General features: G+C 43.1%; 20 protein-coding genes. 17 read left to right on the top strand and 3 right to left on the bottom strand.

Annotated elements, in window-relative coordinates:
- The first annotated feature begins 39 nt into the window (after nucleotides 1–39).
- Together AC58QO_RS25280 and AC58QO_RS25275 are read left to right on the top strand one after the other, a co-directional pair.
- On the top strand, nucleotides 40–6,963 hold the full coding sequence (locus AC58QO_RS25280) for an immunoglobulin-like domain-containing protein (RefSeq protein WP_497270396.1): 6,924 nt from the start codon (nucleotides 40–42) through the stop codon (nucleotides 6,961–6,963).
- A gap of 130 nt (nucleotides 6,964–7,093) precedes the next feature.
- The gene (locus tag AC58QO_RS25275; RefSeq protein WP_497270394.1) at nucleotides 7,094–8,107 is read left to right on the top strand and encodes an S-layer homology domain-containing protein; all 1,014 of its coding nucleotides are present in this window, start codon (nucleotides 7,094–7,096) and stop codon (nucleotides 8,105–8,107) included.
- Nucleotides 8,108–8,246: 139 nt separating this feature from the next.
- On the opposite strand, the gene AC58QO_RS25270 is transcribed toward AC58QO_RS25275, so the two are convergent.
- Nucleotides 8,247–8,933, bottom strand: coding sequence for a hypothetical protein (locus tag AC58QO_RS25270; protein WP_497270392.1), 687 nt, complete (start codon nucleotides 8,931–8,933; stop codon nucleotides 8,247–8,249).
- Nucleotides 8,934–9,133: 200 nt separating this feature from the next.
- Here AC58QO_RS25270 and AC58QO_RS25265 point away from each other — a divergent pair, with 200 nt between their 5' ends.
- On the top strand, nucleotides 9,134–10,210 hold the full coding sequence (locus AC58QO_RS25265; protein ID WP_497270390.1) for an HD-GYP domain-containing protein: 1,077 nt from the start codon (nucleotides 9,134–9,136) through the stop codon (nucleotides 10,208–10,210).
- Nucleotides 10,207–10,509 (top strand): response regulator transcription factor, encoded by a 303-nt coding sequence (locus tag AC58QO_RS25260; protein ID WP_497270389.1) that lies wholly within the window; start codon nucleotides 10,207–10,209, stop codon nucleotides 10,507–10,509. The genes AC58QO_RS25265 and AC58QO_RS25260 overlap by 4 nt, the downstream gene beginning before the upstream one ends.
- 125 nt (nucleotides 10,510–10,634) lie before the next feature.
- Here the strand turns inward: AC58QO_RS25260 and AC58QO_RS25255 are convergent, their stop codons facing one another.
- Nucleotides 10,635–12,242: a right-handed parallel beta-helix repeat-containing protein gene (locus AC58QO_RS25255; protein ID WP_497270387.1), complete on the bottom strand. Its 1,608-nt coding sequence runs from the start codon at nucleotides 12,240–12,242 to the stop codon at nucleotides 10,635–10,637.
- Nucleotides 12,243–12,543: 301 nt separating this feature from the next.
- Between AC58QO_RS25255 and AC58QO_RS25250 the strand changes: the two genes are divergently transcribed.
- Nucleotides 12,544–13,578, top strand: a complete 1,035-nt coding sequence (locus tag AC58QO_RS25250; RefSeq protein WP_497270385.1) for an LCP family protein — start codon at nucleotides 12,544–12,546, stop codon at nucleotides 13,576–13,578.
- A gap of 28 nt (nucleotides 13,579–13,606) precedes the next feature.
- Nucleotides 13,607–14,125 (top strand): site-specific integrase, encoded by a 519-nt coding sequence (locus tag AC58QO_RS25245; RefSeq protein WP_497270383.1) that lies wholly within the window; start codon nucleotides 13,607–13,609, stop codon nucleotides 14,123–14,125.
- A gap of 207 nt (nucleotides 14,126–14,332) precedes the next feature.
- Here the strand turns inward: AC58QO_RS25245 and AC58QO_RS25240 are convergent, their stop codons facing one another.
- Complete coding sequence (locus AC58QO_RS25240) at nucleotides 14,333–14,704, bottom strand: helix-turn-helix domain-containing protein (protein ID WP_497270381.1); 372 nt, start codon at nucleotides 14,702–14,704, stop codon at nucleotides 14,333–14,335.
- A gap of 88 nt (nucleotides 14,705–14,792) precedes the next feature.
- Between AC58QO_RS25240 and AC58QO_RS25235 the strand changes: the two genes are divergently transcribed.
- The 11 genes from AC58QO_RS25235 (at nucleotide 14,793) to AC58QO_RS25185 (ending at nucleotide 25,769) form a co-directional block, all read left to right on the top strand.
- The gene (locus AC58QO_RS25235) at nucleotides 14,793–15,269 is read left to right on the top strand and encodes a hypothetical protein (RefSeq protein WP_497270380.1); all 477 of its coding nucleotides are present in this window, start codon (nucleotides 14,793–14,795) and stop codon (nucleotides 15,267–15,269) included.
- Between the two features lie 16 nt (nucleotides 15,270–15,285).
- Nucleotides 15,286–16,047 (top strand): tyrosine-protein phosphatase, encoded by a 762-nt coding sequence (locus tag AC58QO_RS25230; RefSeq protein ID WP_497270378.1) that lies wholly within the window; start codon nucleotides 15,286–15,288, stop codon nucleotides 16,045–16,047.
- A gap of 173 nt (nucleotides 16,048–16,220) precedes the next feature.
- Nucleotides 16,221–16,955, top strand: coding sequence for a YveK family protein (locus AC58QO_RS25225; protein ID WP_497270376.1), 735 nt, complete (start codon nucleotides 16,221–16,223; stop codon nucleotides 16,953–16,955).
- The gene (locus AC58QO_RS25220; protein ID WP_497270375.1) at nucleotides 16,936–17,616 is read left to right on the top strand and encodes a CpsD/CapB family tyrosine-protein kinase; all 681 of its coding nucleotides are present in this window, start codon (nucleotides 16,936–16,938) and stop codon (nucleotides 17,614–17,616) included. The genes AC58QO_RS25225 and AC58QO_RS25220 overlap by 20 nt, the downstream gene beginning before the upstream one ends.
- 271 nt (nucleotides 17,617–17,887) lie before the next feature.
- The gene (galU, locus tag AC58QO_RS25215) at nucleotides 17,888–18,775 is read left to right on the top strand and encodes a UTP--glucose-1-phosphate uridylyltransferase GalU (RefSeq protein WP_497270373.1); all 888 of its coding nucleotides are present in this window, start codon (nucleotides 17,888–17,890) and stop codon (nucleotides 18,773–18,775) included.
- Nucleotides 18,776–18,818: 43 nt separating this feature from the next.
- Complete coding sequence (locus AC58QO_RS25210) at nucleotides 18,819–19,694, top strand: glycosyltransferase family 2 protein (protein ID WP_497270371.1); 876 nt, start codon at nucleotides 18,819–18,821, stop codon at nucleotides 19,692–19,694.
- A gap of 19 nt (nucleotides 19,695–19,713) precedes the next feature.
- Nucleotides 19,714–20,886 (top strand): glycosyltransferase family 4 protein, encoded by a 1,173-nt coding sequence (locus AC58QO_RS25205; protein ID WP_497270369.1) that lies wholly within the window; start codon nucleotides 19,714–19,716, stop codon nucleotides 20,884–20,886.
- A 23-nt stretch (nucleotides 20,887–20,909) separates the two neighbouring features.
- On the top strand, nucleotides 20,910–22,841 hold the full coding sequence (locus AC58QO_RS25200; RefSeq protein WP_497270367.1) for a polysaccharide biosynthesis protein: 1,932 nt from the start codon (nucleotides 20,910–20,912) through the stop codon (nucleotides 22,839–22,841).
- The gene (locus AC58QO_RS25195; protein WP_497270365.1) at nucleotides 22,831–23,448 is read left to right on the top strand and encodes a sugar transferase; all 618 of its coding nucleotides are present in this window, start codon (nucleotides 22,831–22,833) and stop codon (nucleotides 23,446–23,448) included. The genes AC58QO_RS25200 and AC58QO_RS25195 overlap by 11 nt, the downstream gene beginning before the upstream one ends.
- Before the next feature lie 38 nt (nucleotides 23,449–23,486).
- Nucleotides 23,487–24,659 carry a DegT/DnrJ/EryC1/StrS family aminotransferase gene (locus AC58QO_RS25190; protein ID WP_497270363.1) on the top strand — a complete coding sequence of 391 codons (1,173 nt, stop codon included), beginning with the start codon at nucleotides 23,487–23,489 and terminating at the stop codon, nucleotides 24,657–24,659.
- Nucleotides 24,660–24,695: 36 nt separating this feature from the next.
- Nucleotides 24,696–25,769 carry an EpsG family protein gene (locus AC58QO_RS25185; RefSeq protein ID WP_497270361.1) on the top strand — a complete coding sequence of 358 codons (1,074 nt, stop codon included), beginning with the start codon at nucleotides 24,696–24,698 and terminating at the stop codon, nucleotides 25,767–25,769.
- Nucleotide 25,770: the final 1 nt, after the last annotated feature.

Raw genomic sequence — 25,770 nt, 5'->3', positions numbered from 1 at the left:
GCAGCTGGCAATGAAGCGTCTGTATCACGTACGGTGAACGTGGTCGACCAAGCCGATGCCCACAGCTTCATCGCCAACGGAAGCAGCACACCTGTGAAGAGCGCATCAACCAAAGTTACGGTCGAAGGAAACGTAACAGGTCTGCAGTATCAATGGACGCAAAGTACAGATGCGCCAACTGGCACATGGACGCCATTTGCAAGCGACGACACCCTAATCAAAACCGGTGGAGACGGCACTTGGTACCTGCACGTGAAGTATATGAAGGGCAGCAAAGCGAAAAGCTTCGTTTCTGAAAGCTTCCTGCTCGACAACACCTTGCCTGAACTGACTTTGACAGGTGACGCTATCGTAGAAGTCGAGCTTGGCGGAACATTTAGTGACCCAGGAGCTACGACGGAAGCGGGTCTCGCAGTCACGCAAACAGGGACTGTGGACACGAATGTGGAAGGTTCATATACGATTGTGTACCACACGGTAGATGCAGCTGGCAATGAAGCGTCTGTATCACGTACGGTGAACGTGGTCGACCAAGCCGATGCCCACAGCTTCATCGCCAACGGAAGCAGCACACCTGTGAAGAGCGCATCAACCCAAGTAACGGTCGATGGAACAACGGTGACAGGCCTGCAGTACCAATGGACGCAAAGCACGGATGCGCCAACCGGGACATGGACGCCATTTGCAAGCGGCGATACCCTAACCAAAACTGGTGGAGACGGCGAATGGTACCTGCACGTGAAGTATATGAAGGGCAGCAAAGCGAAAAGCTTCGTTTCTGAAAGCTTCCTGCTCGACAACACCTTGCCTGAACTGACTTTGACAGGTGACGCTATCGTAGAAGTCGAGCTTGGCGGAACATTTAGTGACCCAGGAGCAACGACGGAAGCGGGTCTCGCAGTCACGCAAACAGGTACTGTGAACACGAATGTGGAAGGCGCGTATACGATTGTGTACCACACGTCGGATGCAGCTGGCAATGAAGCGTCTGTATCTCGTACAGTGAACGTGTTCGATCAAGCCGATGCCCACAGCTTCATCGCTAACGGAAGCACAGCGCCTGCGAAGAGCGCATCAACCAAAGTGACGGTCGATGGAACCGTAGCAGGTCTGCAGTATCAATGGACGCAAAGTACGGATGCGCCAACTGGTACATGGACGCCATTTGCAAGCGGCGACACCCTAACTAAAACCGGTGAAGACGGCGAATGGTACCTGCACGTGAAGTATATGAAGGGCAGCAAAGCGAAAAGCTTCGTTTCTGAAAGCTTCCTGCTCGACAACACCTTGCCTGAACTGACTTTGACAGGTGACGCTATCGTAGAAGTCGAGCTTGGCGGAACATTTAGTGACCCAGGAGCTACGACGGAAGCGGGTCTCGTAGTCACGCAAACAGGGACTGTGAACACGAATGTGGAAGGCGCGTATACGATTGTGTACCACACGGCGGATGCAGCTGGTAATGAAGCGTCTGTATCACGTACTGTGAATGTAATCGATCAAGCCGACGCCCACAGCTTCATCGCCAACGGAAGCGCTGCGCCTGCGAAGAGCGCATCAACCCAAGTGACGATCGAAGGAACCGTAACAGGCTTGCAGTATCAATGGACGCAGAGCACAGATGCGCCAACCGGTACATGGACGCCATTTGCAAGCGGCGATACCCTAACCAAAACCGGTGGAGACGGCGAATGGTACCTGCACGTGAAGTATATGAAGGGCAGCAAAGCGAAAAGCTTCGTTTCTGAAAGCTTCCTGCTCGACAACAGCGTGCCTGAACTGATTTTGACAGGTGACGCTATCGTAGAAGTCGAGCTTGGCGGAACATTTAGTGACCCAGGAGCAACGACGGAAGCGGGTCTCGCAGTTACGCAAACAGGGACTGTGGACACGAATGTGGAAGGTTCATATACGATTGTGTACCACACGGTAGATGCAGCTGGCAATGAAGCGTCTGTATCACGTACAGTGAACGTGGTCGATCAAGCCGATGCCCACAGCTTCATCGCTAACGGAAGCGCTGCGCCTGCGAAGAGCGCATCAACCAAAGTTACGGTCGAAGGAAACGTAACAGGTCTGCAGTATCAATGGACGCAAAGTACAGATGCGCCAACTGGCACATGGACGCCATTTGCAAGCGGCGATACCCTAACCAAAACCGGTGGGGACGGCGAATGGTACCTTCACGTGAAGTACATGAAAGGCAGCAAAGCGAAAAGCTTCGTTTCTGAAAGCTTCCTGCTCGACAACAGCGTGCCTGAACTGGCTTTGACAGGTGAAGCAATAGTAGAAGTCGAGCTTGGCGGAACTTATACAGATCTAGGAGCAACGACGGAAGCGGGTCTCGCAGTTACGCAAACAGGTACTGTGAACACGAATGAGGAAGGCACGTATACAATTGTGTACCACACGGTAGATGCAGCTGGCAATGAAGCGTCTGTATCACGTACAGTGAACGTGGTCGATCAAGCCGATGCCCACAGCTTTATCGCCAACGGAAGCGCTGCGCCTGCGAAGAGCGCATCAACCAAAGTAACGGTCGATGGAACTGTAACAGGCTTGCAGTATCAATGGACGCAGAGCACGGATGCGCCAACCGGGACATGGACGCCATTTGCAAGCGGCGACACCCTAACCAAAGCCGGTGGAGACGGCGAATGGTACCTTCACGTGAAGTACATGAAAGGCAGCAAAGCGAAAAGCTTTGTTTCTGAAAGCTTCTTGCTCGACAACAGCGTGCCTGAACTGACTTTGACAGGTGAAGCAATAGTAGAAGTCGAGCTTGGTGGAACTTATACAGATCTAGGAGCAACGACGGAAGCGGGTCTCGCAGTCACGCAAACAGGTACTGTGAACACGAATGTGGAAGGCGCGTATACGATTGTGTACCACACGTCGGATGCAGCTGGCAATGAAGCGTCTGTATCTCGTATAGTGAACGTGTTCGATCAAGCCGATGCCCACAGCTTCATCGCTAACGGAAGCACAGCGCCTGCGAAGAGCGCATCAACCAAAGTGACGGTCGATGGAACCGTAGCAGGTCTGCAGTATCAATGGACGTCGAGTGCAGATGTACTAAACGGCACATGGACACCATTTGCAAGCGGCGACATCCTAATCAAAACCGGTGGAGACGGCACTTGGTACTTGCACGTGAAGTATATGAAGGGCAGCAAAGCGAAAAGCTTCGTTTCTGAAAGCTTCCTGCTCGACAACACCTTGCCTGAACTGACTTTGACAGGTGACGCTATCGTAGAAGTCGAGCTTGGCGGAACATTTAGTGACCCAGGAGCTACGACGGAAGCGGGTCTCGCAGTCACGCAAACAGGGACTGTGAACACGAATGTGGAAGGCGCGTATACGATTGTGTACCACACGGCGGATGCAGCTGGTAATGAAGCGTCTGTATCACGTACAGTGAACGTGGTCGATCAAGCCGACGCCCACAGCTTCATCGCTAACGGAAGCGCTGCGCCTGCGAAGAGCGCATCAACCAAAGTTACGGTCGAAGGAAACGTAACAGGTCTGCAGTATCAATGGACGCAAAGTACAGATGCGCCAACTGAAACATGGACGCCATTTACAAGCGGCGACACCCTAACCAAAACCGGTGGAGACGGCACTTGGTACCTGCACGTGAAGTACATGAAAGGCAGCAAAGCGAAAAGCTTTGTTTCTGAAAGCTTCCTGCTCGACAACAGCGTGCCTGAACTGGCTTTGACAGGTGAAGCAATAGTAGAAGTCGAGCTTGGCGGAACTTATACAGATCTAGGAGCAACGACGGAAGCGGGTCTCGCAGTCACGCAAACAGGTACTGTGAACACGAATGTGGAAGGCGCGTATACGATTGTGTACCACACTGCGGATGCAGCTGGTAATGAAGCGTCTGTATCACGTACTGTGAATGTAATCGATCAAGCCGATGCCCACAGCTTTATCGCCAACGGAAGCGCTGCGCCTGCGAAGAGCGCATCAACCAAAGTTACGGTCGAAGGAAACGTAACAGGTCTGCAGTATCAATGGACGCAAAGTACAGATGCGCCAACCGGCACATGGACGCCATTTGCAAGCGGCGATACCCTAACCAAAACCGGTGGAGACGGCGAATGGTACCTGCACGTGAAGTATATGAAGGGCAGCAAAGCGAAAAGCTTCGTTTCTGAAAGCTTCCTGCTCGACAACACCTTGCCTGAACTGACTTTGACAGGTGACGCTATCGTAGAAGTCGAGCTTGGCGGAACATTTAGTGACCTAGGAGCTACGACGGAAGCCGGTCTAGTAGTTACGCAAACAGGTACTGTGGACACAAATGAGGAAGGCGCGTATACAATTGTGTACCACACGGTGGATACAGCTGGTAATGAAGCGTCTGTATCTCGTACAGTGAATGTGGTCGACCAAGCCGATGCCCACAGCTTCATCGCCAACGGAAGCAGCACACCTGTGAAGAGCGCATCAACCAAAGTTACGGTCGAAGGAAACGTAACAGGTCTGCAGTATCAATGGACGCAGAGCACGGATGCGCCAACTGGCACATGGACGCCATTTGCAAGTGGCGACACCCTAATCAAAACCGGTGGGGACGGCGAATGGTACCTTCACGTGAAGTATATGAAGGGCAGCAAAGCGAAAAGCTTTGTTTCTGAAAGCTTCCTGCTCGACAACAGCGTGCCTGAACTGGCTTTGACAGGTGAAGCAATAGTAGAAGTCGAGCTTGGCGGAACTTATACAGATCTAGGAGCAACGACGGAAGCGGGTCTCGCAGTTACGCAAACAGGTACTGTGAACACGAATGAGGAAGGCACGTATACAATTGTGTACCACACGGTGGATGCAGCTGGCAATGAAGCGTCTGTATCACGTACGGTGAACGTGGTCGACCAAGCCGATGCCCACAGCTTCATCGCCAACGGAAGCAGCACACCTGTGAAGAGCGCATCAACCCAAGTAACGGTCGATGGAACCGTAGCAGGTCTGCAGTATCAATGGACGTCGAGTGCAGATGTACTAAACGGCACTTGGACACCATTTGCAAGCGGCGACATCCTAATAAAAACCGGTGGCGACGGCGCATGGTACCTGCACGTGAAGTACATAAAAGGTACTAAGGAGAAAAACCTTGTCTCGGAAAGCTTTTTACTCGATAATACGGCTCCAACGATTTCGTTAGTAGGTTTATCCTCAATCGATGTAGAGGTAGGAGGAACTTATACAGATCTAGGAGCAACGACGGAAGCCGGTCTCGTAGTCACGCAAACAGGGACTGTGAACACGAATTTGGAAGGCACGTATACGATTGTTTACCACACGGTAGATACAGCAGGCAATGAAGCTTCTGTATCACGTACGGTGAATGTGGTCGATCAAGCCGATGCCCACAGTTTCATCGCCAACGGAAGCAGCACACCTGCGAAGAGCGCATCGACCCAAGTGACGGTCGATGGAACCGTAACAGGCCTTCAGTACCAATGGACGCAGAGTACGGATGCGCCAACCGGTACATGGACGCCATTTACAAACGGCGACATCCTAACCAAAACCGGTGGAGACGGCACATGGTACCTGCACGTGAAGTACATGAAAGGCAGCAAGGAAAAGTACCTTGTTTCGAGCAGCTTCTTACTCGATAACACAGCCCCAACGATTGCTTTGGAAGGAGCTGAATCAATGGAGGTGGTGCTTGGAGGTACCTATACCGAACCTGGCGCGAGTGCAACAGATAATATGGATACGATTCTCCCGAACGTAACGATAAGTGGAAGTGTAAATACGAATGTGTTAGGTGAATATTCTATTCATTACCTGGTAACGGATATAGCTGGTAATGAAGCCGAGTCTACACGTACTGTAAGTGTTGTAACCTATGGCTCTGTACACAACTTTAGTGTTAATGGAAGCAATGTCTCAGCGAAAAGCGTAACTACTTCAGTCACATTCAGCGTATATGCGACGAATCCAGTGTATCAGTGGTCACAAAGCATTGATGCTCCAAGCGGAGATTGGATTCCGTTTGAAGCAGGCGCACCGTTAACCAAGGATAACGGCGAAGGCAGATGGTACCTGCATGTGAAATATCGGACAGGTTCAGAGGAGCACGTAGCAGTGTCTAACAGCTTCCTCCTCGACAATACGGCCCCTGTGATCATTTTAACGGGTTCAAATCCAATGGACATTGCACATGGAAGCACGTATACCGAGCTTGGCGCAACAGCAATAGACAATGTTGACGGTAACATAGTGATTACGCCAACTGGCAGCGTGAACACCAGTGAGGAAGGGGCATATAACATTCAATACACGGTATCCGATCATGCTGGAAATACAGCAAGCATTTCGCGGACCGTGAACGTATTGCCAGTTGCCCAGACACAACTTTTACAAACCACATTGACGGGGGCTACTTCAGCTCAAGCAGGACAAAATTATCAGGTGACTCTTGGACTGAGTAACGTAGTTCAAGCTGTATATGCGCAAGATTTTATTTTGAATTACGATTCGAGTCAGTTTGAGTTTGTTTCTGCAGTCTCTGTAAGAGAAGGCATTCAGATTATTAGGACTTTAAGTGACGAACCTGGAAAGCTTAGATTCATCCTAATTAGCGAGGGGGCAGCCAATGCCTTTACGGGTACTTCCCCAATCCTGTCACTGACATTCCATGCGAAAAACTTGCTTGTTTCAACAACAGGTGCGATTTCGGTCACGAATGCGGTTATTGGGAATGGCCAAGGACAAGAATCATTAGTTGGATTGTCTTCGTTGCATGTACAGGTTGTAACTGGAATAGTCGGTGATCTTAATAAAGATGGGAAAATAAGTGTTGGCGATCTGGCTGTAGTAGCTGCTTTTTACGGTATAGATTCAACGAACGATGATTGGGATAAGGTGAAAGGTGCCGATTCCAACAACAACGGAAGAATTGATCTTGCCGATCTTGCAGCAATTGCGCAAAAAATTACAAATTAATTCCCTGTCAAAGGGAGTGGAGAATGATTCTCTGCTCCCTTGTTTTTCGAAAATAACGATACGAAATGTATCTAAAAGCGACATAGTATGCTTGTTCCATAATGAAATTCTTATATCTGGAGGAAAAAATATGATTCGGAAAACGATTTTGTTTGTAACTGCATTACTGATGTGTTGGGGTACCTATAGCCATGTTTTTGCAGAGACTCTTCCCACATTTACACTTGTTGTTCAAGGTGATGAACCTGGAAAGCAGCAGTTCACTGTTACGTTAAGGGGAGAAAATGTCCAAAATTTGTACGCGTATGAGGTTAAGCTTGCTTTTGATCCAGATAAGCTTGAACTTGTGAAGTCCGAATCCAAAATGGAGGGGTTCTCCGTATCTCCCGTTATCAAAAATAAAGAACTGATTTTAGCCCACACGAAGGTTGGTAAGGTGAAAGGAGAAAGTGGAAACGTAGATATCGAAACGATAGTCATTAAGCAGAAAAGCGCGGGAGCTTCGGAATTATTATTAAAATCCATCAACATGATCGATAGTAATTTGAGTGAGCGCGCGGTTACGGTCAATGATTCTATTTTTCTTGAAAATAGTTTCAGTGACTTAAAAGATCATTGGTCCAAAGATGATGTGATGTGGATGGTTTACAAACGGATTGTGAATGGTATGGATGATGAACATTTTAGTCCAGATACGAATGTCACAAGAGCCCAATTTGCTGCGATGTTAGCGCGAGCATTTAAGTTGAAAGCAAGTGCCAGCAAGCTGCCTTTTAGCGATGTTGAAACCAAGGATTGGTATGCTGACGCGGTAACAAAGACATATGCAGCCGGCATTATTCAGGGGACAACGGATACGAATTTCGCTCCAGAGAAGGATATTACTAGGGAGCAGATGGCAGCGATGCTAATGAGAGCGAAAGTCTACGTTTCCGGAATTAAGCAAACGGATGTAAGCATAAAAGGAGTACCTGCTCTTGAGGATGAAGGTGAAATCAGCGGTTGGGCGAACACGGTAGTGAAGCAAGCGATAGGTGCTGGACTGATGAGCGGAAGATCCAAGGGTATGTTCGCTCCGCAGGCATATGCGACGCGTGCAGAAGCAGCTGTTGTTGTAAAAAGATTACTATTGGGACAGAACTGATACTAATGGATCACATCCTGGCTGTTGCCGCAAGCATTTCGGCGTAAACGCTAGCGGCTAATAGGTCGCTTTAACGAAGCAAAGAAGCCTCTCTCCCACGCGCAGTGGTCCGAGAGGCTTCATTACGTTTATATTCGTATTAACAAGTAAACGAGTCGATAAAGCGCAAATCGATACCGAAGAACATCCATGAGAATCCCGTCCAGCGGAATCCAGAGATCGATGTCCGTCCAACGAACACTGGGAAATACCAGTATTGTTGTCCGTTGCTTTGCCATATATACGTGAATCTGAACAAGCAGCGGGAGATACCGCCTGGATCTACAGCGTATACGCCTGGCGCTTTAAGCGGCTTTTGCGGTATATGACTTGGCGGCGCAGAAGTTGGCGGTTGGTAGCCGCCAGGGCTTGATCCTGGTCCGGGACCACCTGGGAAACCACCCGGTCCGCCAGGGAACCCTGGTCCACCAGGGAAACCGCCGGGTCCGCCCGGAAATCCTGGGCCACCAGGGAAGCCGCCAGGGCCACCGGGGAAACCGCCAGGACCGCCTGGCATACCAGGGAAGCCGCCTGGTCCACCTGGGAAGCCAGGCATCATGCCGCCGGTTCCTGGGAAGCCGGGGATGCCGAAGCCACCAAGGCCGCCCAAGCCGCGTGGATCATAAGCAGGCACCCAACCGTAATATTGCGGTACGGGATAGCCGTAAGCGTATGGCGTATTTTGCGGATAATAGGCAGTTGGGTAGTCCGAGTCCGTTGCCGCGCTTTGTGAAATCTCATTATCAAGCTCTACGTCGCGCGGTTCTTGTTTCTTGTTCGATGCCATTCGTGAAGTCCTCCTTAGGTAAAAGCGGATAGTCGATACTTACTATATGCAGAGGAATAGACGGATGTCACGGATAGCGAATAACAAAAGTAAAAGGATCATTAGACCTATGAGTCATGGTGAAATGCGCGTGACTGGGAAATTTAACCTAGATAAAAATGTCGAAATATAGGTTAAAAATACCATATATATGAAGTAATATGTCGTATATAATTGAAAATGGAACGATTTTGAAATTACTGGAGCGGGATTTCTTGGGCGACCTACTGGGCAAAAGATTAAGATATGATGTGACAACAAGCTATGGGCTAGTCTTAGTCCCCATTCATACCGTTCTCAATCAAGATCACTTGGATTTATTTAAGCAGCATCGCATTGATACGATGGATATCGTAACTACAAGCATGCCAGATGGACAGCCGGAAACCGAAGCTTCTCAAGATGCAAATCGTCTTGTTCAAAAAGCGACACAATATGCCAAAGACTTATTCGAACGTATTCAGATACATAAGAAAATACCGCTGCTTGAGATCAAGCACGAATTAATTCCAATCGTCCAGCAGGCGGCCGAGAACCCTGATTTATTTCAATTGTTTCAATCCGTCAAGGCCAAAGATGAGTACACGCATCAACATAATATCGGTGTGGGCATCCTATCCACACTCATTGGTAAATGGATGGATTTAGCAGAGGCGGATGTCGCCTTATTATCCTTAGCAGCTACTATGCATGATGTGGGTAAAATCAAGGTTTCCCAAGAGATTCTGATGAAGCCAGGCAAATTAACATCAGAAGAATACGATGAAATAAAAAAACACACCATTCTTGGTTACAATATGTTGCGTGATACCGTGGGTATTAACTATCGTGTAGCCCTGGTTGCCCTACAACATCATGAACGAGCAGATGGCACTGGATATCCCTTGCAGCTGCAAGATAGTCAACTGGACAGAATGAGTCGAATCGTCGCCGTTGCCGACGTGTTCCATGCGATGTCATCCAAACGTCCCTACCACGAGATGATGCCGTTCCACGAGGTTGTTAGTCGCTTGAGGAAAGGGTTTTTCGGAGAATTAGATCCGCATATTGTATCCGTCTTTTTACAAAATATCATTTATAACTTAGTAGGCAGACAAGTACTTCTTACCGATGGACGCTGGGGCGAGGTCGTCTATATTAATCCAACAGATGATACGAATCCACTTGTGAAAATCGAAAATTCCTTTCTTGATCTCAGTCGAGAAAGACACATTCATATAAAGGAAGTTGTCATATGAAGCCAATGATCTCAGATCAGTCAGATGTATTAACTCAATTTTATTCCAATTACGGTCTGACCCAACGTGAAACCGAAATTCTTTCATTACTTGCGACATATGGTTACACGAACAAAGAAATTGCCGAAAATTGTTGTATCAGTGAGAAAACAGTGAAGATTCACCTTGCCAATATTATGAGTAAAATTGGCATTGGCTCCATGCGAAAGCTGCTAGCTTTGCTGTTGCAGCAAGCTTTGCTTGTTTCTCGAATAGGTACGAGTGAGTCTGTGCGTGTTGCGTCGATGGGAATGAGATAAGTAAGGGACAGAGAACAGACTAATTTGATCATATACAAAGAAATCTCTCTTAAATAAAATGGAGGTACCACCCAACCATTTATATAAGAGAGATTTCTTTTTTGTTTAATCGATTATTCATATACTTAGGATGCGTCAAAGGTTCCGTTGCCTTTTTTATTACGAGTAGCTAAACTACCCGAACTGCTTGTCATTACATATCCTGTAGAAGCCACTCCACCATTATAAGTGTCATTTCCTTGCAGTAGTGCACGTGCACACGATTCTACTACAATACCATTTGCTGGCTTATTTGTAAGTGTACCTTTTCTAACTTGGTTTTGTACAATTTGTACATCACTACTGCCTGATACGTAGATATTATTGTAAAGATTGTTTGTAATTTGTGAATTCTCGAAGCAAGAATTGGTTGCGATCATACTATCATTACCGTTTTCCATTCGAATTCCTGTCTTCAGATTGCGATTTGCTTTGTTATCCGAAATTTGCGTTTGCGGTGATGTACCAAAGCTATAGATGCCATTTCCCATGTTCTCAGATGCGATATTTCCATTAACCAGAGTCCCTACACTCAAGTAAATACATATTCCATCAGTCGTATTTTTATAGCAAACATTATTATTTACGAGATTGTAACTGCTCCCACTGATTGCGATACCTACATCTTTGTTACTCTTGCAGGTATTATCAGAAACCACGTTATAGTTGGAAGTGGTCTTCACTTTTATACCACATTGCGTGTTGGAGTTAGCTTGATTCCCTATCACAGAACTGTTTGTGGCCACTTCTAGCTGAATGCCATTCGCTAGATTGCCTGTACATATATTATTGCTAGCTATAATGTTGTCACACACATAGAATAGCAAGCCATGGTAGGCATTTCCAATTGAACTACACCCTTCTACGATAATGTTAGTAACAGAGCCAGACCCACTGCTTCCATCACAACCAAATCCAGATTCAGCATTCCCTATGAATTGGCAATTTGAGAATACGATATTCTTTGCAAAATAATTGGGTACAGGTTCAATATCTACGCCACGTGCAGGATCGGTTCCATTCGTATTTTTGAAAACACTACCATTTACTACCATGCCATCTGTATGAATGATTGACATACCTTGTCTTCTATTATTATCACAGACTACGTTATTGATCGTTACTCGCTTTGCCGGAGCAGGCTCGAAAGCTGCGCCAGAACCGATAAATATCCCGTCTCCCCAGCAGTCTCTAATTGTAACATTCTCAATTAAAACATCTATTCCACCTTGTATCATGATACCTTGTCCCCAGCTGCCCGTCGTGCCTGTATGTGTGGTACGGTCTCCTTGGATGGTGCCGCCAGTGATGGTAACGTTTGTACTATCAGGTATGCGTACAATTCCGTAAGTTTGAGAATTATTCGTAATCGCTTTTAAAATAGTTTTCTCACTAAGAATCAGTGTTGTATTGCTTGGCAAAGTAATCCCACCTGTAGTCGGATTATCCGTATCATTCGTAACCGCATTGATCATATATGTCCCAGCAGGTATGAAAACAACTCCTGCAGATGCATTAATTGCAGCTTGGATTGCAGCAGTATCGTCCTTCACGCCATCTCCCTTAGCTCCAAATGCTTTTACATTAACCCCGATTTCTTTAATTCTCGCATCATGCTCATTTATTGCGCTTACGATACTAGACTTATCTGTCGTTTTTAAGTCACTTAAATTCCCCACTGTTGGATCAGCCATAGTCACACTCTCCTTTTTTAGTATTTATTTACAATCTTCTAATTAAAATTAGTATATTCGATTTATCTCGTAATGTGATAGATATTAACCTGATTTTGGAATTATGGGTAGTTTGAGAGAAAGTGTCGAAATGAGGGGGAAAGAATGTTTGTACATTCTATTGACAAAATACACTTTGTATCATAAATTAGATACAAAGTGTATCTGAGACATGAGTACTTTATTCTCCAAAAAAGCATCACGAGTATGTAAGTGATGATACATTTTGTATCTAGAAAGAAAATCCAAAGGATGTGTCACGATGAAGCGTTGGGTACTGTACTCAGCAGGCTCCATCCTCCTTGGATTGGTCGGTGCAGGCGGCTACATTTATTTGAAATATGAACCTGAACATCATTTTGAACAGATGACAGTACCTGTTCTGAGTAGGCCGGCCGTTTCCATGGAAACGGCCCCCCAACCAGTGGAGCAAAGACCAGAGAAAGAATTAGCTAAAGAATCGGCAAGAGATCTAACGAATAACCCGGTCACAACCAAAGAACCGAAGGTCATGAAAGCATTCAATGTGTTGATTCTTGGCGTAGATGCCAGAGAGGAGGAGATATCGAGATCAGATGTGATGATGGTTATGCATGTCATTCCATCGAGTCGAAAAGTTAATCTTGTATCGATCCCTAGAGATACACGGGTCATGGTTAAAGATGTCGGTTTAACCAAAATAAACCATGCCCACATTCTTGGTGAATCCAAGGGAGGCAATCAAGAAGGGACACAAGCTGCTTTACAGGCAGCTAGTGATTTTTTACAAATACCGATCAATTACTATATGAAGACTGATTTTAAGGGGTTTGAAGATTTTATTGATACCATTGGTGGTGTAGATGTTGAGGTAGAGAATGATATTATCTTGTCGGATGATAGTGGGACTCTGACCAAAGGCAAGCAGCACATTAACGGTAAACTCGCACTAAGTCTAGCAAGAGAAAGGTACTCGTTCCCAAATGGTGACTTTGGTCGACAAGAGGAGCAATCCAATATTCTTAAAAGTGTGGCGAAAGAAATACTAAAACCCGAACATATTGGAGAAATCGCAAATTTGTTAATTAAAGTCAAGAAGGACATTTTGGATACCAACTTTAAGGATGACGATTTAATTAGCTTAGCTTGGTTATTTAAGGGTATGACGGAAGAGGATTTTAGTTATCGGCAGATCCCTGGACATAGTGGCTCGGAGTTGGATCCGCTGGTTGGCATGAGATTATACTATTGGATTCCAGATATGGTAGAAGTTAATGAACTTAGTCGTACATTTTTGAATGACAACGAACATAAATAAGTTAATTTGAAAAAGGAGCGTTGTTGCAATGCAAGTCGTTCAGCCTATTCGCGATCAAGAGAAGATCGAGCAGCTTCAAGAAGTATTAATTAGACAGTCACAACGAGATTGGCTCCTATTCACGATTGGAATTAATTCGGGATTGCACTTAAGTGACTTATTAATGTTGAGGGTAGGGGATTTGAAAGGAAAGAATCGCGTTACGATAAAAGAAGAAAAGACAGGTAAAGAGAAAAATTTTGTGATCACCAATCAATTGCGAGAATCTATCTTTGAGTATGTGAAATATATGGAAGATGGAGACTTCGTATTCCCTTCGCAACGAACAGGAAAGCCAATTAAGCGTATCCGTGTGTATCGCATTTTGAATGAAGCGGCCAAACAGGTTGGTCTTCATGATATTGGTACCCACACACTTAGGAAAACTTATGGATATCACTATTATCAAAAGACGAAAAATATATCTGTCTTACGCGATCTATTCAATCATTCTGCCCCCTCTGTCACCTTAAGGTATATTGGGATCAATGCGGATAAATCATCTTAGGACAGATACATTTCGTATCTTTACGAATGTACATAGTCGTTACATTAAAAAGATCATGCTAATAACTCGCATGATCAATTGAAGGAGAACTTATGGAGAATCGTTCGCAAGTCACGGTGGATATTAATAAGGTGCTACTACAATTGGGTATTGATCCAAATAAATTTATGTCGTTGTGTTTATCAGAATCAGAGTTGCAGGAGAATGCTATTCAAGTGAGCGTTCAGCCCGTACAAAAGCAATGAAACGACGTGCCTCGTTGGCAGACAACTTTTTCCCATCAACAGTTAAAGAGAATTTTTCAAGAATTTTTTCATCAGAAAGCTCCAAATTATCCACAAACTCCTGCACTTCTTGATCTAGTATGCGATCTGGTGAATCGGTACGACCAAGCAAGTAGTCTATGGAAACGCGGAAGAATGAAGCGAACTTATTGATAGTATCATAATCCGGCTCTCTACGAGATGTCTCATAGTGTGATAGCGCGGCTCTTGAAATGCCCAGCTTAGTGGCTAGATCTTCCTGGGTGAGAGCATGCTTTTCCCGCAGAAGGGCAATTCTGTCCCCGTATTTAGTCATGTTCGATTTCCTCACATTTCAATAAGAATAGTAATATTATAACCATTTACCAATATGTTAGACCTATTATACCAGTGTTAGGCAAGATATGAAAATGAAAATGTCAACTTGCGAAAAGGACGATGAGTTTATGGGGAGTCATGTCATCAAAAGGCGGAAATTTGACCTCAAACGTGAGTCTATGGTTCATTGCTTAATTAAGATTATACAAATCAATAATAAGAGAATTGAATCTAAGCATACCAAAGTAAGGATTACTGAAGCTAGCTGTCGTGGTATGAAGTTTCATTCTTCATTAGATTTGCCTATTGATGGAAGAATTATTTGGAACTTTCGATTACTGTTGAATGGCATGCCAATTTCAGCTGCTGGTGTTCTTATAGGAGCTCGTAAGTTGGACGAAGGATTCGAATATGAGTCAGAGTGGAATGACGGAGAAGAGCTTGGCCGTTATATTTTAGATTTTTTTAAGGAACCACATCATCTAATGTCCCAAGTCATTCAGCACTATGATTATTTTAATGCGCCGATCTCAAGTAGGCAAAATGTCGATTTGTTATGCTGAGAGAGGTGGGAGTCCAATGTTAGTTGATACTCATTTTCATATTCTACCAAATTTAGATGATGGTGCTGAATCTTTGGAAGAAGCTATTCTTATGGCTCGTTATGCAGAGCAGAACGGCATACACACCGTCATAGCCACTCCGCATCACGCAGATGGAAAGTACGAGAATGAGGCAGTTTTCGTAGATCATGCAGTCAGTTCACTTAATTTAGAGCTTAAGAAGCGTGAAATCGGGCTCAATATTCTTCCTGGCCAAGAAGTCCGCCTTTATAAGGGCTTGTTGGATGACTTGTCGAATGGAAAAATTCGCACTTTAAATCATACACAATATATTTTATTAGAACTTCCTTCGTATGGTGTACCTGATTATTTTGATGAGCTTTTGTATGAGCTGAGCATCCTTAAATTGGCTCCTGTAATAGCTCATCCTGAAAGAAATAAGGAGTTTATTAGATATCCAAATCGTTTAAGGGAATATGTTGAACGCGGGGTACTATGTCAAGTAACTTCTCATTCATTATTGGGATTTTTCGGAAGAAAAGTTCAAAGGTTTGCTTATAAACTATGCAAGGTAAACTTGGCGCATGTTATTGCCTCTGATGCACATAACACAAGTAATAGGCCAGGAAATTTAGCTCAAGCAATGGTTTACCTTCGTGTTTCTCTCGGTGAGGATCGGGCAGAATATTACAAGAATAATGCCGTCCGATTAATAAAAGGGGAAACAATTGAGCATCCATCCTTCAGCAGCAAGAAGAAATGGTTCGGTATCATATAGTCTTTAAACACTACTTGACAAGATACAATTTGTATCTTAATCTAGTTATAAGATACAAATTGTATTTATTGAATAGGTCAAAGGGCACGGGAAAATGCCAGGTCGTAACATTGATGATACAAATTGTAACAAAGTTTACTAACTCGTAGAGCACATCGTTAGAGGAGGGCAAAATGGGACTAGAACTGAAAGATTACTTGATGGTTATTAAGAAAAGGTTGTGGATGATTGTAAGTATCGTTGTCATATCTTGTCTGGCTACAGGGCTTATAAGTTTCTATTACATCCAACCGGTATATGCAGCTACTTCAAAGATTATTGTAAGTAAAACAAGTGCAGATCAAAGTTTACTTTCGATTGACTACGACAGCATTAGTACAAATATCATGTTGATCAATACCTATAAAGAAATCATAGGAACTCCGGCTATTCTGGATAAAGTTGTCGAAAAGTATCCTGAGTTAAAGTTATCTACAGAAGAATTAAGTAAAAAAATTAGTGTGAGCTCGACGAATCAAACACAGGTTATGAGCATATCTACGGAGGATCATTCACATACCCAGGCAGTAAAGATCGTAAATGCAGTCGCTGAGGTATTTAAGAGTCAAATTCCTACGATTATGAAGGTAGATAATGTAACCATTCTAAATGAAGCGAAAGAGAAAGCTAATCCTCGCCCCGCTAAGCCTAGACCTGAAATTAATATCATCATAAGCTTGCTCGCTTCTTTCTTAGTAGCAATAGGAATTTCCTTCTTGTTAGAGTACTTGGATGATTCGATCAAAACGGATAGTGATGTTGAAACTCACTTAGGTATTCCGACGTTAGGGGTCATTCCTAAAATTAAGTCTAGATCATACAAAAAAAGAACAGTAGGTGAGGGGACTTATGTCAGCGCAAATCAGTAAGAACAAAAATGTTCTCGTCACTAATATGAATTCCAAATCACATATTTCAGAAGCTTACAGAACATTAAGAACGAATATCAAATTCTCGTCTGTTGATCAGGAAATCAAAAAAATCCTAGTAACTTCATCTCAGCCAGGAGAAGGTAAGTCAACAACAGTTGCTAATTTGGCAATAGCGTTTGCTCAAGAAGACAAGAAGGTTTTAATCATGGATGCCGATTTAAGAAAACCTACTCTCCATCATTACTTTTTGAAATCTAACCGGACTGGGTTAACTAACATTCTTGCAAATCAGAATGCAATCACAGATGTGATCGTAGAAACAGGCATACATAATTTAACACTGATTCCCTCTGGACCTATTCCTCCTAATCCTGCGGAACTTTTATCCTCCAAACACATGCACTCGTTACTAGAGCAGCTTAGTCAAGAATATGATCTTATTCTAATAGATTCTCCACCTACACTCGCAGTCACAGATTCGCAAATTTTATCAACCATATGTGATGGTGTCCTAATTGTTATTCACTCCGGTAAAGTGAAATGCCGGGCTGTGAAAAAGACACTTCTGAATTTGAAGTTAGTTAAGGCAAATGTATTAGGTGTTGTTCTGAATCACAAGACGCATGCCAGACAACAATCATCTTATCTGTATTACTAAAGTAATTCGGCAAAACATAATTACTTTGTAAGTAATAGGTAATGTCTACTGCACCTTTATCACTGTAGACACTCGATCACGCTGTGGGCGTATAAGCGCCTTAGACATTATTGTCGATGGTGTGAAGTGAGGAGGGGTTAGATGCCCCACATTTTTTATAAAAAGTGTAGGTATTTTTTCTTACAGGCTAAGATGACATACCTAGACTTTTTATATTTTTCTCTTTGCGGGATAGATATAAGAATCATTAAGCACATAGGGGGTTACATGGATGAAAAGAGTACGAAAAGCGATTATTCCAGCTGCGGGTTTAGGGACCAGGTTTTTGCCAGCAACAAAAGCAATGCCGAAAGAAATGCTGCCAATCGTTGATAAACCTACTATTCAATATATTGTGGAGGAGGCAGTCGAATCCGGTATCGAGGATATCATCATCGTTACAGGTAAAGGCAAGCGGGCAATTGAGGATCATTTTGACAATGCATTTGAATTAGAGCAAGCATTGTTAGAAAAAAGAAAACTAGAGTTACTTGAAGAGGTACGGCGAAGCTCGAATATTGTGGATATCCACTACATTCGTCAGAAAGAGCCCAAGGGTTTGGGGCATGCTGTCTGGTGCGCACGAAAGTTTATTGGTGATGAACCGTTTGCAGTCCTTCTTGGCGATGACATTGTCAAGGCAGAGACGCCTTGCTTGCTTCAAATGATTAAGAAATTTGAGTTGTTGCAGAAGGCGATTGTCGCTGTAAAGCATGTTGCAGATGAGGATGTAAGTCGTTATGGAATCATTGCTCCAGGTGAAATACATGATCGACTTTGTGAAGTGAAATATATGGTAGAAAAACCGAAAAGGGATCAAGCGCCTTCGAATTTAGCCATTATGGGACGATACATACTGACTCCGAGAATCTTTGGCTTTTTGGAAAATACAGAAAAAGACGTAAACGGAGAAATTCAATTAACAGATGCGATTCAAAGACTTGCGGAGATTGAAGGTGTACATGCTTATGAATTTGAAGGCACACGTTACGATGTCGGTGAAAAGCTAGGCTTCATACTAACCTCTCTCGATTTCGCATTAATGAATAAAGAGCTGCGTAAGCCGCTTTTGCAGGCACTAGAAGAAATATTAAGTCGCTCGGGGAGTGCAGTCAGATAGTAGGCATCGTTCAAATTAATAAAGAAAAGAGCGGGGGCACAAAATGATTGTAACGATTGGTATTCCTTTTTTTAATGCAGAATCAACATTATTAAGTGCAATCAAGTCTATTTTTGCACAAACCTTTAAAGAGTGGGAATTAATTCTCTTGGATGATGGATCTACAGATCGATCGGTCCGTATTGCAGAGTCTGTATCGGATCCTAGAGTTCGTGTTATTAGAGACGGGCAAAATAAAGGCCTGCCATTCCGATTAAACCAGTTGTCGAAACTGGCTAAGGGAAAGTATTTAGCAAGAATGGATGCTGACGACTTGATGCACCCAGAACGAATAGCACAACAGATTGCTTATATGGAAAGTAATCCACATGTGAATCTAGTAGGAACCGGGGTCTATGTTATTAATGAAGAAAATAAAGTCACGGGTTGGAGATCTTTAGGGGAATTGGATTGTAATCCGAAGTCGGTATTAAGTAAGGGATTGTTTATTCATCCTTCCGTTCTAGGTCAAACCACATGGTTCAGAGAAAATCCTTATGACGAGTATTATGTTCGGGCAGAAGATCATGAGTTGTGGGTAAGAACCGTTGGACACTCCACATTCTACAAGATTGACTGTCCTTTATTTTTCTACCGTGAGAACAGCACGATCAACCTTCCAAACTATCTACTTAGTTGTAAAACGGATCGGGACATATTCAGAAAATATGGTCCGGAGATCGTTGGGGGGATGGGGACTAAGGTTCTTATTATGAAATCATACTTAAAAGGACTTACCTATATGTTATTTCAGCGCTTAAGTAAGGGGCGTGTTCTAACAGAAAAGAGAAATTATGCTGTGCCTGATCATGAATTGATGTCAGCAAGTCGTACTTTGTCTGCAATTTGTAATTTGGAAATTCCAATTCAGTACAATTGATGAAAAGGTGGGGGAACATGTGGGGGCACTGAAGACAAAAGTAGCGTTTCTGGCAACGGTTTACGGCCATTTGGAAAGGTTCCATCTTCCCTATATTGAGTTGCTGCAAAACCAAGGCTGCGAAGTACACGCTTATGCTAGAGGAAGTGTGAAACGGGCGGAATTAGAGAGTAAGGGAGTCATTTGTCATGATATCCCCTTTAAGAGGAATCCTTTTTATCCGAGCAATTTTCTTGCGCTTTGGAAATTAATCCAAAGTTTTAGGAAAGAAAAATTCAACTTTATTCATGTGCACACACCGGTAGCTGGTATCTTGGGTAGAATTGCGGGGCGAATAACGAATGTGCCATTTGTTATTTATACAGCTCACGGATTTCATTTCTTTAAAGGAGCTCCGCTAGTGAACTGGCTTCTCTACTATCCAGTAGAGTGGCTGATGTCTCGCTGGACGGACATCTTGATTACGATGAATCGAGAAGATGCGATGAGAGCTGAACGCTTTCCTGTCAGAGGCAGCTCAGAGTATGTTCCAGGCGTAGGGTTAGATATTAGTGAATATTCAAATTATGCGTCGGATTCATCTTCCACTAAAGATGAGTTGGGCATCCAACCAGATGAATTCGTATTACTCTGTATAGCGGAATTAAGCAAGAGAAAAAATCAACGGCAATTACTTGATGCCATTCAAATTGTAAAAGTAAATGGGAAGAAAATAAAATGCCTGTTCGCTGGCAGCGGACCTGAAGAAGCGAAACTAAAGGAATATGCCCGTCAGAAGGGAATCGAAGACGCCGTTTCATTCTTAGGCCAATATAAAGACATTCCCAAACTTTTAAAGGTTAGTGATGCCGTTAGCCTTGTGTCTTTTCACGAGGGATTACCGAGATCTTTAATGGAAGCAATGGCTGCTGGAAAGCCTTTGATTGCAACAGATATCCGGGGCAATAATGACTTAGTCATGGATGGACAGAATGGTTTTCTTGTTCCTGTTTCTGATTCGGAAGCTACAGCAAAAGCAATCTCTACATTAATAGATGACAATGAATTAAAACTAGCCATGGGAACTAGAAATCAGTCCAGTGTTAAACAGTATAGTTTGAAGGAAGTCATCATTACGATGAATCAAGTATATACTTCAGCACGATCACGCAGAGAAATGATTAGGCTTCAAAATGCTGATTTGGAAATCTGAAGAAAATGGGTGAATACATTCACATGGGAAATAAACTACGTCTATTCACATTAGGAATGCTGGATATTGGGATTGTGAGTCTCGCTGTATATCTTGCTTTTTTGGTTCGTTTTGATTTTGTTATCCCCGAACCCTATCTAAGGGTAGTACCTTTCGCAATAGTCATTCATATTATTCTTAATTTATCACTATTGTACGTTTTTAAGGCCTATCATCGGATCTGGCAGTTTGCAGGGCTAAAAGAAATGATATTAATTTTTAAAGCGACTTTTTTATCATCGGTTGGAGTACTTCTCTTAAACCTGGTTATACAGAGAGACACAAGTATTCTCCCAATTCCACGTTCTATTTATCTAGCATGGATCTATGTGTTTCTAGGGATAGCGGGTTCTAGATTAGTTTGGAGAATGATTCGGGAAATCAAAGCGAATATGCCGAGTTCGGAGAATTATGCCAATCTATTAATTGTTGGTGCAGGTAAAGCTGGAGTTAATATTGCCAGGGAAATTAATCAATCTCGGTACGCTTATATGAAACCAGTTGCTTTTATTGATGACGATTTGACGAAGAAAGGGTTAGAATTATTCGGTTTAAAAATTTTGGGCAATAGGTTCCAAATACCAGAAGCAGTTGAGGCACTTAATATTAAATATATTTTAATTGCGATTCCCTCAATTTCTAAATCAGAAGTTTCCAAAATTATTGATATTTGCAAACTAAGCAAAGCACAAGTTAAAATCCTACCCTCTCTTAACGAATTTATTAATGGAAAACCGATGATTAATATGATTCGCGAAGTATCTGCAGAGGACTTGTTAGGAAGAGATCCTGTGGAAATTGACTTGAACCGTATTACGGAGGATTTATCCGATCAAACCATATTAGTAACTGGGGCAGGGGGATCTATCGGGTCCGAACTATGCCGGCAATTATCAAAATTTAAGCCGGGACAACTACTCCTTTTAGGGCATGGTGAAAATAGTATTTATCATATCGAAGCGGATTTACAAAGAATGTATCCACAACAAAATGTGCTTCCAATTATCGCGGATATACAAGATCGCAATCGAATGGAAAGTGTTTTTGCTGAATTCAAGCCTGCGATCGTGTTTCACGCAGCTGCCCATAAACATGTGCCACTCATGGAAGCCAACCCAGTTGAAGCCATGAAGAATAATGTCATGGGAACGAAAAATGTTGCCGAACTAAGTGATTTATATGGTGTTTCCAAGTTTGTTATGGTCTCATCGGATAAAGCGGTCAACCCGACAAGTGTGATGGGGGCAACCAAACGCTTTGCTGAAATGATCGTTCAAGGCATGAATGTTGAAAGCCGGACTACGTTTTCAACAGTTCGATTCGGGAATGTGCTGGAGAGCCGAGGTAGTGTGATTCCATTGTTTAAGAGTCAGATTGAACGTGGAGGTCCTGTTACTGTAACGCATACGGACATGGTTCGATATTTTATGACGATTCCTGAAGCGGTTCAACTGGTCATTCAAGCAAGTGTTCTTGCTAAAGGTGGAGAAATATTTGTCTTAGACATGGGGGAACCCGTTAAAATCTTGGACATGGCAAGAGATTTAATTCGCCTATCCGGATATGAACCGGATACAGAAATTCCGATCGTTATTACGGGAATTCGTCCAGGGGAAAAGCTTTTTGAAGAGTTGCTAACTCTTGAAGAAGGGTTATCGGTAACAACGCATAATCGAATTTTCGCAGGAAAGGCTATGAATTTCTCGCGTGTGGAACTAAACAGCCTATTGTTGGAACTCGGAAATTTGATTCAAGACAAGGGGAACTCCTTTAATGAAATGCAAATTAAACGAATTTTGAAAAGAATGATTCCCACTTATCAAGGAATTGAGGAGGAAGTACTTGATAAGGAAGTTTATGCTTCCAATATTATGTTATTTAAGGGGAAAAGGAGTGCAGAATTGAATGTACTATAAATTGAAACGGTGTTTTGATATTGTAGGTTCGTTGACTATACTGACACTATTCTCACCAATGATTGCTGCGACAGCAATCATTGTTTTTTTGTCCCTAGGTAAACCGATATTATTTAAGCAGCCAAGACCAGGTAAAGCGGGTAAGGAGTTTACCATCTATAAATTTAGAACGATGCTCAATCTTTACGATCAAGAGGGCAAATTACTTTCAAATGAATTACGAATTTCCTCCATTGGCAATCGTATTCGAAAGTTAAGTCTGGATGAGTTACCCCAATTATTTAATGTATTGAAGGGTGATATGAGTTTGATCGGGCCAAGACCATTGCTAATGAGATATCTTCCTTATTTTACAGAAAGCGAAAATAAACGTTTTGAAGTAAGACCTGGAATAACAGGGTTAGCGCAAGTATCGGGACGTAATACGTTGTCATGGAATGAGCGATTGAAGCTGGATGTTGAATATGTTGAGAATCTATCTTTGGCAATGGATATCAAAATTCTATGGCATACGGTCTATAAAGTAATAAAAAGAGATGGAGTCATCGAGAATCTTGCTATGAAGTATGAAACTGCACTTGATAAAGAACGGTCTATGCATGTTTAACAAATAGAATTTCAGGTTTTCCTGGAAGGAGTGATCATATGTCTATCTCAAACAGTCGGATTTACCTGTCCCCGCCACATTTAAGCGGTCTTGAGCAGAACTACGTGGAGGATGCCTTTGCCTCAAATTGGATCGCACCATTAGGACCTCATGTCGATGAATTTGAGAAAGAAATCGCGGCATACTCAGGCTGCGAAGGAGCGGTGGCCGTATCCTCAGGCACTGCGGCTATCCAATTAGCGCTGCGTCTTGCTGGAGTTAAATTTGGTGATTATGTTTTCTGCTCCACACTAACTTTTGCGGCAAGTGCTTATCCAATTGTGTATTTAGGAGCCACTCCCGTATTTGTCGACTCTGAACCAGACTCTTGGAACATGTGCCCCAAAGCACTGGAAAGAGCATGTAGAGAATTAGAATTACAAGATAAACTGCCAAAGGCTGCTGTAGTCGTTAATTTATATGGCCAAAGTGCAGATTTCAATCCAATATCTCGCGTTTGTCGTCGCTATGGAATTACGATCGTAGAAGATGCCGCTGAATCATTAGGAGCCACCTATCTGGGAAAAGCAAGTGGGGGGCTTGGTGATTTCGGCATTTTTTCTTTTAATGGTAATAAAATTATTACCACTTCCGGCGGGGGCATGTTGGTTTCTAACAACGTAACTGCCTTAGAAACAGCTAGAGGTTGGGCGGCGCAATCACGTGATCCAGCAAGACATTATCAACACTCCCAAATTGGATATAATTATCGGCTGAGTAACATTTTGGCTGCAGTTGGCAGAGGCCAGCTGAAGGTTCTCGATCAACGTGTTGCGGCGAGACGGAAAGTGTTTGAGCGGTATCAACAATATTTGGGGAATGTACCGGGTATTAGCTTTATGTGGGAAATGGAGTATGGAGAAACCACTCGCTGGCTCACGACTTTGACCATTGACCCGGAGAAAACAGATGTTACTGCAGAACAAATTCTTGTTGCGCTGGAAAAAGAAAACATTGAAGCGCGGCCTGTATGGAAACCGCTGCATCTTCAGCCTGTTTTTGAAGGTTGCGCTTATTATCCTTATTCGGAAACCTATAGTGTCTCCGAGGAGTTGTTTACTCGAGGAATATGTCTTCCTTCAGGATCTAGCCTGACAGAAATTGAGCAAATGCGTGTTATTGAAATCATCCAGAAAAGTGTTTTGCGCATGAATATCAACTTGGTGTTGTAGATGCCTGCTTATGACTAGAACCTGGGAGAGGACTTCATGTTAATTTCATTATCTGTCATCTTTTTGTTATTCGTTTCTTCCATTTCACCTAAAGATACAATGATCAATAATAAAATAAGCAGCACGTTTATTCTGCTTTGCATGGCAATCATTATTACAATTAGCATCACATTTAGGAATCTTGTAGACGATGGTGATACGCTAAACTACGTCAATCGCTTCTTGGATATGAATGACTTAAGCCTTAGTGCTGCCATTGAAAAGTACTCAGGTGATCCCTTATTTGCGACATATCAATGGATATTGTCTCAATTCTCGGATTCATCGCACGTATTTCTACTTATTAACTGGCTTATTTTCCTAGTTATTTTTGTGATATTTATTTTTAGAATATTTGATTCTTGGCAAGCCGTTTACGTCATTTTTACGTATTCGATATTTGGCTTTTTTTACAACTTAGTCACGAACGTACTAAGACAAGGTTTAGCTTGCGCGTTTCTTTTAATGATCATTGTTTATTACCTGAAAGGAGACACCAAGTGGCTGCGCACCATTCTATTTTTTGCATGTGCATCTTTACTGCATTGGTCCGCAGTACCTTTCTTGGTCATTTTGTTACTTCTCAAAAGATTTGATATCAAATTAGGTGTAATACTTGGTATTTGGCTGGTCGCTGCGGTTGCCTTTTTGGGTAAACTTCAAAAAATGATACTGGGACCGGTACTAGCCTACATACCCAAAATTGATGAGTATCAATCAGCCTACGCGCTCACTTCATACTCCAATAAAACGAACCGAATCGATTTCTTTCTGTTTAGTTTATTTTGGTTGGTACTAAGTGTTGGCATCTATCACTTGTTTTTCCGAGATGATACGTATCAAAAGATGATTAAAGTGTACATTGCTTTTAATACGGTCTTCCTACTCATGGGATTCCTACCTTACACGGATAGAATCGCAATCTATTCATGGTTTTTAATTCCACCACTTGTTTGGTATCCCATATTAAAAAATAAAAACTATTATTGGCAACTGTCCTTTTTGGCTGTTGTTATTTCTTTATGTATTGGCTTTTACACAGGAACGATCAGACACTATCAATTATTTTGAA

The sequence above is a fragment of the Paenibacillus sp. J31R30 genome, from assembly GCF_059692115.1.
This window is presented reverse-complemented; position numbering and strand designations above follow the sequence as displayed.